The following is a 14,497-nucleotide window of genomic DNA, read 5'->3' on the forward strand; positions in this document are numbered from 1 at the left end:
AGTATATACTCCCACTTATAGAAGTGTGAGACTTTCCTTCTGAAATGTCGTTAAAAGTTTTTAGAAACGTAATTTATCATTAACATCCCCTATTTTAAAATTGCTAATACACCACCCTATGATAATTTATTATCCCGATTGGATAATCACTCAGAATAATTGTTAGATTACTTTACTAAAAAAGCAAACTCACCCTCCACATTATTCTTTAATAAATTTGCGTTGATTTCTATTTGAACTCCTATTTTTCCAGCACTTACAATTATCGTCTCTATTTCGAGAGCACTTTTATCAATAAATGTTTTATACTGTTTCTTCATACCTATAGGGGAACACCCCCCTCTAACATATCCTGTAACCTTTTGAAGATCCTTTAAATCTAACATTTCTATTCTTTTCTCGTTAGTTACTTTAGCTACTTTCTTAAAGTCTATTTCTTCTCTAACTGGAATTAATATAATATAAATATTTTTAGAAATTCCATGTGTCACTAAAGTTTTATAGACATACTTTTCATCTCTACCTATCTTATTTGCCACAGACACTCCATCTATTTTATCATCTTTGATATCATAAGTTATAACATTGTATTCTACATTCCCTTTATCTAAAATTCGCATAGCATTTGTTTTTATCATCATCTTCCCCTTTATTTAAATGGATTTACAATAAAAAGTTAGTTTCAAAGCTTCCTTTATTATATCCTCTTTTCTTACCTTATGCACTATTTACCTAATCTCAATAGTATATAATGGTCTATTTTACAATTTTTAACTATAAATAACCCCTTTGCTATTGAATTTTTTACCAGTTGCTATATAATGATATTAACAAAGTAAATTAACTTAAATCATGTACATTAAAGGGGGAAAAAACATGTCGGTAAAAGTAAAAAGTACTAAACATTTAACATTGGTATCATTAGTTTTAATGATTTTTACTTCGGTTTATGGATTTAACAACATTCCCAGATCATTCTATAAAATGGGTTATGCTGCCATTCCTTGGTACATACTGTCTGGAATAACATTTTTTATTCCTTTTGCTTTCATGCTATCTGAGTTTGGTGCAGCTTTCAAGGATGAAAAAGGTGGAATCTACTCATGGATGGAAAAATCAGTGGGGGCTAAATTCGCTTTTATGGCAACGTTCATGTGGTATGCATCTTATGTAATTTGGATGGTTAACGTTGCCTCAGGAGTTTGGGTTCCAATATCAAATGCAATATTTGGTAAAGATACAACACAGACTTGGGCCTTATTTGGATTAACCGGGCCTAAAACTTTAGGAATACTTGGAATGCTTTGGATAATATTTGTTACATTTATATCAACTAAGGGATTAGATAAAATTAAGAAGGTAACTTCACTAGGTGGCACTGCAGTTGCATTGTTAAATGTAGTATTATTAGTCGGATCTCTACTAGTCCTTATAGGGAATCATGGCCAGTTAGCTCAGCCAATAACTGGACTTAGTTCATTCATATCCTCGCCAGATCCTGCTTATTCGGGAAATATGATTTCATCATTTGCTTTCGTAGTATTTGCTATATTTGCTTATGGTGGTATTGAAGTTGTTGGAGGACTAGTTGACGAAACAGAAAATGCTGAAAAAAACTTCCCTAAGGGTGTTGTTATTTCAGCAATTATTATCTCAGTTGGATACGCACTTGGACTATTCCTTGTTGGTATATTTACTAACTGGTCAAATGTTATGACTGGCAATGGCGTTCACTTAGGTAATGTTGGTTATGTAGTAATGAGTAACCTAGGGTATTCTCTTGGTAGTGCATTCGGTGCAAGCGAAGCAACATGTTTAGCTTTGGCGCATGGAGTAGCTAGATTCGTTGGGCTTTCAATGTTCTTAGCTTTAGCCGGTGCATTCTTCACATTAATGTTTTCTCCATTAAAACAATTAATTGAAGGTACTCCAGCTAAATTATGGCCTGGGAAAATGGCAGAAATGAAAAATGGAATGCCTCAAAGGGCTATGTGGATTCAGGCTACAATAGTTTGTGTTATTATTGCTCTTGTATCCTTTGGTGGAGAGAATATGTCAGGTTTTTTCGTTGTGTTAGTAGCTATGACTAATGTAGCTATGACTCTTCCATACATGTTTATAGCTTTTGCTTTTGCACCATTTAAGAAAAACAAAGATATTATTAAGCCTTTTGAAATATTCAAAACTGACAGAAGTGCACTAATATGGACAATAGTAGTTATGTTTACTGTTGGATTTGCAAACTTCTTCTCAATAATACAACCAGCACTGGAAGGAAAATTGAGCATAACACTTCAGAGTATAGGTGGCCCAGTATTCTTTGCGGCTGTTGCCTGGTTTATGTATAGCCACTATGAAAAGAAATATTTAAATAAAAATATACCCTTTGCAAATAAAAATTTTAAATAAGTCTATTCTGAATCAAAAAGATGATTTCTGTGTTCACAGAAATCATCTTTTTGCTTTTCACATTATATTATATAATTTCCTCAATAAATAATTTTATTATTATTCCATTTACCTGATTTCATGTAGATTATACACATTACAAGTGATGCGAATGTTGCAAGAGGAGAAGCAAATCCAATTTCATATAGCGTCATACCTACTATTTTACTTAAAACAAAAGATAACGGTATACGAATGATAAATGTAGCAATTAAACTGTGAATCATTGGAAATAACGAATTACCACAACCACTAAAAAACGAGTTCATACAAAATACAAAGCATACCAAAATGCAATCGATGCTGTATGATTTAATATATAATGCAGCTGTTTCTATGACCGCTGTATCCCTCGAAAACAATGCTGTAAGCGATGTTGGATTCCATTGTGCATATGCATAACATATTATTCCTAATATTAATGAGCATCCCGTGCCTATATACAAACATTGTTTTGCTCTTCCCTTCTTTCCTGCCCCCATATTCTGAGCTGTCATTGCTGCAATCGCTGAAGCAAATGCAATCGTTGGAAGCATTGTAAATACAATTATTTTTTCGACAACACCTACAGATGCAGAAGCAGTAAGTCCCATTACATTAATAACTGCTGTAATTATTATAAAAGAAATATTAATTAAACCATCTTGTAATGCTATTGGTAATCCTAGCTTAAATACCTTCTTTGCTTTTCCTGCTTCAATCCTAATATGACTACGATGAAACTCAAAGTTAAAACCTATCTTTTTTACATGCAGCACCCCAATTATGAAGCTTATAGCTTGAGCAGCTATAGTAGCAATTGCAGCTCCTGGCGCCCCCATATGGAACCCACCCACTAATATTAAATCTACCATAATATTAGTTACGCAAGCTACCGCAATAAAGAATAATGGTGCTTTTGAATTGCCTAGCCCTCTCAGAATACCACTCAACGCATTGTACCCTATAATAAATGGAATACCACAAGAACAGATAAAAATATATTGTTTTGTGTGTTCAAATGCCTCTGTTGGCGTATTCATTAAATTTGTAATAGTACCTGTCATTACCACCATAATTACAGTCAACACAGCTGCTATTATACCAAATGTACAAATGATAGTTCCAACTGACTCTGCAATATCTTTATATTTTTTTGCACCCAAATAGTTGCCAATTAAAATAGTACCTCCTGTGGTCAATCCAAGAATAACGCTTGTGATTGTCTGCATAATCTGACTTCCTGTCGCCACAGCAGAAACTTGCGCCGAATTATCAAACTGTCCAACAACCAACAAATCAGCTGCACCATAGAGTGCTTGCAGTAAGCTTGCTAATAGAAATGGAAATGCAAATCTTAAAAGCGTTGGGATAACCTTACCCTCTGTTAAAATGTTCTCTTGTTTCATAATAACCTTTCTGTTAAAATGTTCTGTTGTGCCATAATATGTGCCTCCTAAAATAAAAAAATGCCGGATAAGGCAGTTGGCTTTATCCAACCATCTTATCCAGCATATAATTACCTATATACCCTCCGATGAACAGTAGCAATCGTAACACATATGTTCAATATTGTCAAAAATAAAACAAAGACATTTTTACCTATTGACAATTGCTTTTACGAGTAATATACTAAGCAATAACAACTGAATACAACTTATCCAGAGCGGCAGAGGGACTGGCCCGATGATGCCCGACAACCAGCATTCTTAAGTGGAGTGCAATGGTGTCAATTCCATCAGATTATAAAATCTGAAAGATAAGGACGATAGCAAATTTTATAATACAATTTTATTGTTTATTAAAGTTAATCATGCTGCTTTCCTTATAGGAAAGCAGCTTTTTTTTATAAGATGCCTAATTACAAGGAGGATGTAAATGCCAATAAAAATACCTGACAATCTTCCAGCGTTTAAAACTTTAAATAAAGAGAACATTTTTACTATTACAGAAGACCGCGCATTTCACCAAGATATTCGGCCTTTAAAAATTGTGATTTTAAACCTTATGCCAACAAAAATCGATACTGAAACACAAATTTTAAGACTTCTTGGGAACTCTCCACTACAGATTGATATAGTTCTTCTTCACCCTGCAAGCCATGCATGTAAAAATATATCGAAGGAACATTTAATTAAATTTTATAATACTTTTGAAGAAATAAAGAATTCTAGATTTGATGGAATGATAATAACTGGAGCGCCAATTGAAAGTATTCCCTTTGAAGAAGTGGATTACTGGGAGGAGCTTAAAAAAATTATGGAATGGAGTGTTCACAATGTATACTCTACCTTGCATATTTGTTGGGGTGCTCAAGCAGGGCTTCATTATCATTACGGAGTGCAAAAACATAAACTTGATAGTAAAGTATTTGGAGTGTTTAAACATAAAATAACAAAGCAAAACGTTAAACTTTTTAGTGGATTTGACGATGAATTTTATGTTCCACATTCAAGACATACTGAAATAAGAAAAGTTGATATTGATAAAATAGATGAGCTTGAAATTTTATCAGAATCTGAGAAATCAGGAATTTACATTGTATCAGCAAAAAAGGGACGCCAAATTTTTATAACCGGACATTCAGAGTATGATCCATTAACATTAAAAAATGAATATGACAGGGATATAGCAAACGGATTAAATATAAATGTCCCAGAAAATTATTATCCAAAAGACGATCCATTAAAAATACCTATCGTGAAATGGAGAGGTCACTCAAGTTTGCTTTTTTTAAACTGGTTAAATTATTATGTTTATCAGGAGACACCTTACAATTTGGTGTACCTAGAATAATACATATAAAAGTTGGGCCCCTAGTAACTTAGGGACCCAACTCTTAATATTGAACTTTATTAAAATTTAATCTGTATTAGAAATACGTTTCTTAAATTCTTCCATGTCATGGAATGAACTTATATATACTCTATGTAAGGAAAGTATACCATCCTCTTTGGAAGACCATCTGCCGTCAGTGCTAAAAGCCATTGTATACCCTGCTTCTCGTACAGCCTCAATTGAAGCTTTGCTGTATCCACCATATGGGTAGGAAAAGAATTTTATTTGTTTATTTAATATTTTTTCCAAATCGTTTTTAGATTTAACTAAAGTTTCTAGTTGCTTATCCTTAGGCATCTCTTTTAAATTTTCATGCTTTACGGTATGACTCCCTATGTCCACTCCATATTTTTCCATCTCTATAAGCTGTTTCGAAGTCATATAGTTAGGACTTTTATCAATACTACCAGTAATAACAAAAATTGTTGCTTTAAAATTATATTTTTTCAAAACAGGGAACATCTCCGTATAATTATCTTCATACCCATCATCAAAAGTAAGAACTACAGATTTTTCAGGTATTGGTATATCCTTAATAAGATAATCATATAAATCAGTAAGTGTAATAGTATAATAACCATTATCTTTTAAATATTTTAGTTGCTCGTCAAATCTTTTAACAGGAAGACGAATAGGATTATCTTTTTCGTAGTCAATTGAATGGTACATTAAAACTGGAACACTCTTTCCTGAAGCCTTCATAACAGCAGTCTTATCAAAAGCGGGTATCGAAGAGGTTTGAGCGGGTTCAGCCGGTTTAATGGGTTCAACTGCAGTTGCTGGTTTAACTGGCGCAGTTTTTTTTATTGTAGCAGTCTTCGATCTTGAACACCCCGAAAGAGACATTAAAATAATGAGTGTAAATATTAAAAATATTTTTTTTCTCATAATAACCTCCTTGTATGTATTTTTTCGGAAACACATATTATTTTTTAATCTTCATCATCTAATATAAAACCCCTTAATAATAAATTCCCTGAGTATTTTGTAACCCTAATGCTAAATTGATCACCTTACATTTATTAACTTTATACCATCCAGATTATAAAATCAATCTTTTCCGGTATTTTCTTTATTTTATTATTTTCTTTTAATTCATAAATATCTAAAACAGGTTGTAAAATATAATATACTTCTATATAATTATATTATAGTAATAATAATAATATGTGCTAGGGGTGCCTAATGGCTGAGATATGAATATTTAATTCATTGACCCTTATACCTGATCTGGATAATACCAGCGGAGGAAAGCGGTTATGATGTATAAGTACATTAACTATATTCCTTTTGTGAATATAGTTTTTTTGTTTTTACCATAATACCTCTGTAGCACAATACATGGAGGCTATAAAAATGACTTTTAACGAAAGAATCACTGAAATTACAAAAACCCCCATTGCTCTTTTTGCACTATTAGGGGTTTTGTTATTAATCTATGCAGTTTTGAAAGTTAGGAAAATTAAATTTACTACGCAGATGATAACTTTAGTTGGTATATCTCTTGCATTATCTACTGTATTGCAGTTTATTACAATTATAAAATTACCACAAGGTGGTAGCATTACTGCTGGAAGCATGGTTCCAATCATACTTATATCCTTATTTTATGGTCCTGAAGTTGGGTTTTTAACAGGTTTTTTATTTGGAATTATTAATTTTTTAGTAGCACCCTTCGCACTCCATCCAGTGCAAGTACTATTTGATTATCCGCTTCCTTTTATGGCCATTGGAATAGTTGGTTACTTTAGATCACGTAATACTAAGGTCATACTTATTGGCGTAGTCGTAGCAATGCTAGCTAGATTTACATGCCATTTTATATCTGGGGTAGTGTTCTTCGGAAGCTATGCCCCAAAAGGAACCTCTGTTTATTTATACTCCCTTTTATATAACGGTTCATACCTAAGTGTGGAAACCATTATCACCTGTGTAATTATTGGACTCTTACCTTTAAAACGATTATCAAAGTTAGCTATAACCAAAGTTCTAAATTAACCTCAAAATATATCTACTACCTACTTCAGGTTTTTCTTCAACCAAAAATTATACTAATACATTATTCTGTTCATCATGAAGTTTACTGTATTATATTTAATGCTACGTAATATAATATTACGTAGCATTAAATATAATAACTTTGAAATTACTATCACTCATTCCTTAACTCTAGCCCACTAAACTCAGCAATTGTGTTAGATTATGTTTTAATCATTCTTTGAGATGAAAGAATACCCATAATACATAAACCAATTATAAAATAAAAGATATAATTATAATTCGCAAGGATATCCATTAGAAGTCCCGAAGCCAACACCCCGATAATGGCTCCTATACCATATGCCGTAAACACAACACCATAATTCTCACTATAATGTTTCGTTCCATACATATCAAGAGTTGAAGTAGGCGCTATAGCTAACCATCCTCCAAGATTAAACCAAAATATCGAAAACGCTATACTAAATAATGCTAAACTACCTTCATTTGCCACTAGCATTAATAATGCTGCAATAATAATTAGTGCGTAAGAAATTAGCATGGCATTTTTAGACGAGTACTTATCCGTAATCAATCCAAATATAGGTCTACCTATTCCATTAAAAACCGCAAATACGATCATTAATAAAGCTACTGTTTTGGGGGATAGCTTTATTAGTTCTACACCAACATTACTTGTCATTCCAATTAACATTAGTCCAATCATTGATCCAATCATAAAATTTACATATAGCCCTTTAAAGTTTTTTGATTTAATCATTTTAGCAGTATTCGTACCATTCATATGAATTTTTGTGCTTGAAGTTGTTTCAAGACTTTTACTTTCCACCTCAGACGGATATCTAAATGGATACGAAAGCAAAGGTATTATTACCCCAAAAGATACACCTAATATAAGGAAAGCTTTTGTTATTCCATAACTTTCTATTAAATTTCTTGCAAGTGGAGCTGTTATAAGTGGTGACAAACCAAATCCTATTAATACAATACCTACTACTAAGCCTTTTTTTTCTGGAAACCATTTTGCTACTACCGTCATCGGAGCTCCATATGCTATACCTACGCCAGCGCCAATTATTACCCCATATGTTACAGTTAAAATATATATATTTGGTGCATATGCAGATAATATCCATCCTAATGCTACAAGAAGTGCGCCCATAGAAATAATCATTCTTGGACTGTATTTTTCTAAATATTTTCCAGTTATAAACATAAAAAATGAATAAGCTGCTAAAGAAACCATGTAAGGGAAGCCACTTTGAGTAGATCCTATATTAAAAGCCTTTTCAATTGGAATCCTAAAAACACTCCATGAGTATACAGTGCCTAAGCACATCATAATTATAATTCCCAAAATCACATATATCCACCTTTGCTTAAATTTCATATTATCATTCCCTTCGTCTTTTATAATACTTCTCTAAAATTAAAATCAATAAAAAAGCCAATGACAAAAACTCCTCACTCAGAGTTATTGTTATTGGCTTACCCCTTGACTGGTCATTGACCCTTCAATGCGTCTTCCATAATTATTTTATTAATCGTTCTTCAATATCTTGGTCTACAATTATAGCTATAATTTTTTCACCTGTTTTGGTACTCACATCAGAATAAGTACTTACTATATTAACATCAATTATAGATTTTATAGTTTCTTCCAAATTTTCTCTTGCATTCTCAAACAAAGCAATATTCAGTCTTTTAATTAAATCGACGCCTTCCTTGCTTTGAGCCAAGCTTTTTTCTGATTTACTTAAAAATCCTTTAAGTCTTACTAATATTAAATCTTGAAATATGATTGTCCGAATTTTTTCTGGACCTCTACCCATGTGTTCAATCTCAAATTTACTAATTGCTTCGCTTAATTTCGCTTCAATTTGTCCTTTTGTCATTGAGCTCCGTTACGCAAAACTTATAAAAAGTTACAAAAACACCTTTAAGTTTACTTCCTCATTCATTGTGTCCGATTTTGTAATCCCAAAGGATACTACTTTCGTTTGATATAACACTCCAAAGGCTTAAATTCCCCTAATAACTTAGGGTACACAATAGCATAATTCGTTTAAGTGACCTATGCTACCTTATATCTCGATAAATTATAACTTGCGTTTTTATCTCTATCTATTATAGACCCACAACATTCACATATAAAATCTCTTTCTGATAGTGATAGTTTTGGCTTTATATGACCACACACACTACAAGTTTTGGATGATGGAAACCATTTCTCTGCTTCTACGAATTCAATTCCATATTTTTCACATTTATATTTCATCATGGTTTTAAATTCAAAGAATCCTTGTTTTGCAATTGCTTTTGATAAATGTCTATTTTTCATCATTCCTTTTACATTTAATGTTTCCATAACTACTCTTGACGGTTTGGTTTTCACTATCTCTGTAGTTATTTTGTGTCTATAATCAGTTCTAATATTATCAAGACTCTTGTGTAACTTTATAATGTTCTTTTCAAGTTTTATAATATTGCTTGTTTTAACGTAACTTCCTCCTTTTTTATTTAATAGGTATTTTTTAGATACCTTACGTTGCAATCTACGCAATTTCTTTTCTAATTTCTTAACTTTTTGACTCTTATTAATATTTTTATATGGTTCTTCTTTATTTGAGCATATAGCTAAATCTTTAATTCCTAAATCTATCCCTATACTCTCGCCAGTTAACTCTACTGGTACTTGACTTGATTCTATACCTACTGAAATATACCAATGAATACCATTGAAACTAACCCTTGGACTGCTGTATTTAACACCAGTGGGGATTCTATTATACTCTGACAACTGAACTTTGCCTAGCTTTTCTAATTGAACATGAGTTGAACTAAACTTAATTTTTACATTGTCATGATAAAAAGAAGGCTTTGACTTCCTTCGGCTCTTGAATTTTGGCTTATCAGCTAATTTCTTAAAGAACTTCTTATATGCTTCACAACCATCTTTAACTGCTTGTTTAGCTACATTGTTACTAATGGAATTTAGCCATTGGTATTGTTCTGTTTTTTTTAATTGAGTTATTTCCTTTCTTAAATCATTATCAGAAATAAATTTGCCACCATTCTTATAGTTTTCTTCTTGTTTTGCAAGTGTCCAATTATATATGAACCTTGCAGTACCCGAACATTGTAACAATTTAGAATTTTGCTTGTTGTTTGGCTCTAATCTAACTTTCATTGATGTTATCATTTTTCTCACCTCACTTTCTAATAATATTATATCGCATGCTGATATCAGTTGCAATCAGTATTCAAATATATTATAATATATTTAATGAGGTGATAAAATGGCAAGAACCGATTTAAAAACAAGAACACCATTAGGTAACGCAATTAAAACAGAACTCTATAAACAATTGAAAACATATTCCAAAGAGACAAGTATCCCAATGTCGAAACTACTTGATAAAGCAATAGAGTTGTTATTAAAGTCTACTGAAAAGTAGGCTTTTTTTAAACAGTTGCTAACCTCCATAAATCATATAAATAGAATCAAAGTCTTGATATAATCAGTAATTTTAGCATATCAATTGATAATTGTAAATAATAATATTTAAGGTTGTAGTTTGTTACTTTATCATACTTTGCTAAGGTCTAAATTTCCTAATCAAATTTATTTCCGCTCTAACAGGTGGTTTAGAATCACTTTTGCCTCGCACACTCACTTTATCTTCGCAAATATTCAGTTCTCTTGCAATTATAGCCTTAACTCTAGATCTACAAAAATTTCCTTGGCAAGTTCCCATTCCTGCTCTTGTACGTCTTTTAATCGCATCTATAGAGTTAATTGGTATATTTCTATGAAGCGCATCGATAATCTCTGCCTCTGTAACCTGCTCACATCTGCATATTATATTTTTTACTTTGTCTTCATGATTAACTTTTCCATCAAAACTATTATCCTTTTTTACTATTATTCCTTTTCTATAAGGATTAAAATTATTATTCTTCACAAGATTCATTCCTGAATTCTTAAGTATTTCTACCACCCTCTCAGCAATTGCTGGCGATGATGTAAGCCCTGGAGAATCTATCCCAGCCACATTAATAAAACTTTTAACTCTGCTTTCCTCAATGATAAAATCCCCCGTATTGCTACTAGCTCTTATCCCTGAAAAAGTAGTTAATGCGCCTCGCACATTAAAATCAGGTATGGACTTTCTAGCCGCCACAATAACATCTTTTAATGTTTCAGCGGTAGTTGAAACATCATCTCCATTACTCACTTCTTCCGCATTAGGTCCTATCATAAAATTGCCATGATAAGTTGTAGTTACTAATATCCCTTTTCCTTTATCTGTAGGCACTTGAAAAATAACAGTATTTACAAGATGACCTTGATCTTTTCCCATTAAAATATATTGGCCTCTCTTTGGTGTTATTTTAAAATCATCGATTCCTACCATGTTAGCTATATTATCACTATGCATCCCCGCAGCATTTATAATATATCTTGCTTTAATATCCTCCTTGTTAGTATGCACAATAAACTTATCTTCTAATTTTTCTATAGATATTACTTCATTTTCAAGCTTAAGTTCTACCCCATTAGTTATAGCATTTTCTACTAATGCAATTGTAAATTCATAAGGAGACGCTACCCCTACACTTTTAGCATAAAGTGCTACATTTACTTCACTATTTAAGTGTGGCTCTATTTCTTTTAGTCTCTCTCCTCTTATCACCTCTAAATCATTGCAGCCTAATTTTAGACCATTTTCATAAAGCTCAGTAATTTTTTTCTCGTCACCTTCATTAAATCCAATCACTAAAGCTCCTGTTTGTCTGTATCCAAAATTTAATTCTTCCTCAAGACTTCTATACATTTTGTTTCCTTTTCCGCATAATTGTCCTTTTAATGTACCGTGCTTTGCAGCATATCCACCATGAACTATGCCACTATTTGCTTTTGATGCTTTAGTTGCAACATCATCTTCTTTTTCTAAAACCCCTATTTTTAGATTATATTTTGAAAGTTCCCTTGCTATAGCTGCTCCTACTACTCCTGCTCCTATAATAATTACATCATACATAAATATCCCCTCTCAACATATTATTAATATTTAAAACCTTTTAATATTTAATCTTTGTTAATATCTATTATAATATAATTATTTGCATTATAATAGATATTTCAATAAAGTCGTTTTCTTTTTCATTTCAAATCCTTACAAAATCCCTATAATTGTTTAGTACTATAACCCTATAGTATATAAAATGATATATATGAATTCTTATACTGATGGTTCAGACGTACTAATAGAAATACCTGTATAGACCCATAACATTAAAAAAGATATAGCAAAACTTTGCTATATCTTTTTTTGTAATATTAGAAACGGAAATCTCGCTTTCCTTCCTTAAGCTCTTTTAAATGCTCTATTGCAATTGCACGAACCTTTTCATTTTGTATATTAGGAATCTCATTTTCAATTACCATTTCGCCCTTTTTCTTGGTATCAAGTGAAGCATAATCCTCTAAATATTCTTTAAGTGTCATTAGTGCATTGGGCTGACAGCAGTTTCCAATTTGACCTGACTTTACAAGGCTCATAAAACGGTCACCTGTGCGTCCTTCTCTGTAACAGGCGGTGCAAAAGCTTGGAATATACCCAAACTCCAAAAGCCAGTTTACGATCTCATCCAATTTTCGGGTATCGGTTACTTCAAATTGCTTCGAGTTATCTTCTTCCGTTTCATTCTGCGAATATCCGCCAACACTGGTGCATGAGCCTCCGCTTACCTGAGATATTCCCAGTTCCAGAACACGCTCACGAGTTATTTTCGATTCACGGGTGGAAACAATCATGCCAGTGTATGGAACAGCGATACGAATAATAGCCACAATTTTTTCGAACATCTCATCTGAGATTGAATTTGAAAACGCATTTGGGTCAATATCATCAGCAGGGCAAATGCGTGGAACACTAATTGTATGTGGACCCACACCCATAGATGCCTCTAAATGCTCTGCATGCATGAGTAGTCCAACAAAGTCATAACGGTACATATTTAAACCGAATAAAACTCCGATTCCAACATCATCAATACCGCCCTCCATGGCACGATCCATGGCTTCAGTATGATATGCATAGTTATGTTTTGGTCCTGTTGGGTGCAACTCTTCATAACTTTTTTTGTTATATGTTTCCTGGAAAAGTATGTAGGTACCGATGCCCGCATCCTTAAGTTTCGTATATTCTTCCACTGTAGTTGCAGCAATATTGACATTTACACGTCGGATATCTCCATTTTTATGCTTAATACTATAAATGGTCTTTATACTTTCAAGGATATATTCAATTGGATTGTTCACCGGGTCTTCTCCTGATTCTAAGGCCAATCGCTTGTGTCCCATATCCTGAAGTGCTATAACCTCTTGCGCTATTTCTTCTTGCGTAAGTTTTTTACGGGATATTGTTTTATTTTTAGCGTGATATGGACAATACACACAACCATTTACGCAATAGTTCGAAAGATATAGTGGAGCAAAAATAACAATACGATTGCCATAAAACTTCTGCTTAATCTCTTTTGCCAGTTTAAACATTTTTTCTTTTTCATCTTCCAAATCACATTCGAGAAGTACTGCAGCCTCCCTATGTGTTAGACCCTTACAGTCTTTTGCACGTTCTATCAGGCTATCAATTAGCTCACGATTTCTTTTATTTTCTCGAGCATAAGAAATGGTAGATAAAATTTCACCGTCATCAATAAACTCAGTTGCATTTTTAGACTTATTATCATACATAGCATAAACCCCTTTTTAATATTTATTATTTATAAATGGTCAAACTCTTATAGACCTTGATTTAATCATTCGTTTACTACTTTGCTATAGGTGGCGCCTTGGAATAAATCGTTTTGGTGTTTACATTTGGTAGCATTCCAAGCTTACCCGACAGGGCGCTGATAACATCATTCGGCGCATCAACAACGATACTTATTACCGAAATATGGCGTTTCAGATAGGGTACTCCCATTCTTCCTACTATGTATTCTCTATATTCGTGGAGAATAGAGTTAAGCTTTGGAGCAGCATCTGTGTTTTCAACGATAATTCCAATTAGAGCAATTCTTGTTTCCATTGGCAACCTCCTTTCTTTTAAACAATAAAAAAAACCCCTGCACCCGAAAAGGCACAAGGATAGTACGTCGAAACCAAAGGTACAACCAATAAAGATATGTTCTTTGGAGCATTCCAACTATTCTCTCGCCT

13 protein-coding genes and 2 riboswitches are annotated in these 14,497 nt (G+C 32.8%); of the genes, 4 read left to right on the forward strand and 9 right to left on the reverse strand.

The genetic code is table 11. The annotated features are described in order from the left end of the window. Positions 1 to 167 precede the first annotated feature (167 nt). A complete protein-coding gene (gene ybaK, locus ACWJKP_RS17515) occupies positions 168 to 638 on the reverse strand; it encodes a Cys-tRNA(Pro) deacylase (RefSeq protein WP_165412628.1) in 471 nt (156 codons plus the stop codon). Between the two features lie 238 nt (positions 639 to 876). Here ybaK and yjeM point away from each other — a divergent pair, with 238 nt between their 5' ends. Next, on the forward strand, positions 877 to 2,409 hold the full coding sequence (gene yjeM, locus ACWJKP_RS17520) for a glutamate/gamma-aminobutyrate family transporter YjeM (protein ID WP_462961335.1): 1,533 nt from the start codon (positions 877 to 879) through the stop codon (positions 2,407 to 2,409). Between the two features lie 80 nt (positions 2,410 to 2,489). Here yjeM and ACWJKP_RS17525 read toward each other — a convergent pair whose 3' ends face one another. After that, a complete protein-coding gene (locus tag ACWJKP_RS17525) occupies positions 2,490 to 3,836 on the reverse strand; it encodes an MATE family efflux transporter (RefSeq protein WP_165412626.1) in 1,347 nt (448 codons plus the stop codon). A 245-nt stretch (positions 3,837 to 4,081) separates the two neighbouring features. Further along, positions 4,082 to 4,193, forward strand: a riboswitch (SAM riboswitch). Between the two features lie 112 nt (positions 4,194 to 4,305). On the opposite strand from ACWJKP_RS17525, the gene metA reads away from it, so the two are divergent. Continuing rightward, complete coding sequence (metA, locus tag ACWJKP_RS17530) at positions 4,306 to 5,223, forward strand: homoserine O-acetyltransferase MetA (RefSeq protein WP_165412625.1); 918 nt, start codon at positions 4,306 to 4,308, stop codon at positions 5,221 to 5,223. Positions 5,224 to 5,289: 66 nt separating this feature from the next. Here metA and ACWJKP_RS17535 read toward each other — a convergent pair whose 3' ends face one another. Further along, the gene (locus tag ACWJKP_RS17535; RefSeq protein WP_165412624.1) at positions 5,290 to 6,153 is read right to left on the reverse strand and encodes a polysaccharide deacetylase family protein; all 864 of its coding nucleotides are present in this window, start codon (positions 6,151 to 6,153) and stop codon (positions 5,290 to 5,292) included. A gap of 276 nt (positions 6,154 to 6,429) precedes the next feature. Next, a riboswitch (TPP riboswitch) is annotated at positions 6,430 to 6,534 on the forward strand. 87 nt (positions 6,535 to 6,621) lie between these two features. Between ACWJKP_RS17535 and thiT the strand changes: the two genes are divergently transcribed. After that, the gene (gene thiT / locus ACWJKP_RS17540) at positions 6,622 to 7,263 is read left to right on the forward strand and encodes an energy-coupled thiamine transporter ThiT (protein ID WP_165412623.1); all 642 of its coding nucleotides are present in this window, start codon (positions 6,622 to 6,624) and stop codon (positions 7,261 to 7,263) included. Between the two features lie 202 nt (positions 7,264 to 7,465). Here the strand turns inward: thiT and ACWJKP_RS17545 are convergent, their stop codons facing one another. The 3 genes from ACWJKP_RS17545 to ACWJKP_RS17555 form a co-directional block, all read right to left on the reverse strand. Continuing rightward, positions 7,466 to 8,656, reverse strand: coding sequence for an L-lactate MFS transporter (locus ACWJKP_RS17545; RefSeq protein WP_165412622.1), 1,191 nt, complete (start codon positions 8,654 to 8,656; stop codon positions 7,466 to 7,468). A gap of 142 nt (positions 8,657 to 8,798) precedes the next feature. Beyond that, on the reverse strand, positions 8,799 to 9,161 hold the full coding sequence (locus ACWJKP_RS17550) for a Na-translocating system protein MpsC family protein (RefSeq protein WP_165412621.1): 363 nt from the start codon (positions 9,159 to 9,161) through the stop codon (positions 8,799 to 8,801). 179 nt (positions 9,162 to 9,340) lie between these two features. After that, complete coding sequence (locus tag ACWJKP_RS17555) at positions 9,341 to 10,468, reverse strand: RNA-guided endonuclease InsQ/TnpB family protein (RefSeq protein ID WP_165412620.1); 1,128 nt, start codon at positions 10,466 to 10,468, stop codon at positions 9,341 to 9,343. 97 nt (positions 10,469 to 10,565) lie between these two features. On the opposite strand from ACWJKP_RS17555, the gene ACWJKP_RS17560 reads away from it, so the two are divergent. Next, on the forward strand, positions 10,566 to 10,724 hold the full coding sequence (locus ACWJKP_RS17560) for a ribbon-helix-helix domain-containing protein (protein WP_165412619.1): 159 nt from the start codon (positions 10,566 to 10,568) through the stop codon (positions 10,722 to 10,724). A 141-nt stretch (positions 10,725 to 10,865) separates the two neighbouring features. Here ACWJKP_RS17560 and ACWJKP_RS17565 read toward each other — a convergent pair whose 3' ends face one another. The 3 genes from ACWJKP_RS17565 to ACWJKP_RS17575 form a co-directional block, all read right to left on the reverse strand. Next, on the reverse strand, positions 10,866 to 12,311 hold the full coding sequence (locus ACWJKP_RS17565) for an NAD(P)/FAD-dependent oxidoreductase (RefSeq protein WP_165412618.1): 1,446 nt from the start codon (positions 12,309 to 12,311) through the stop codon (positions 10,866 to 10,868). 299 nt (positions 12,312 to 12,610) lie between these two features. Next, complete coding sequence (hydG, locus tag ACWJKP_RS17570; protein WP_165412617.1) at positions 12,611 to 14,029, reverse strand: [FeFe] hydrogenase H-cluster radical SAM maturase HydG; 1,419 nt, start codon at positions 14,027 to 14,029, stop codon at positions 12,611 to 12,613. 76 nt (positions 14,030 to 14,105) lie between these two features. Continuing rightward, entirely contained in the window at positions 14,106 to 14,366 is a 261-nt protein-coding gene (locus ACWJKP_RS17575; RefSeq protein WP_165412616.1) for a TM1266 family iron-only hydrogenase system putative regulator, read from the reverse strand. Between the last annotated feature and the right edge of the window lie 131 nt (positions 14,367 to 14,497).

The organism is Clostridium sp. CM037, from assembly GCF_055081095.1.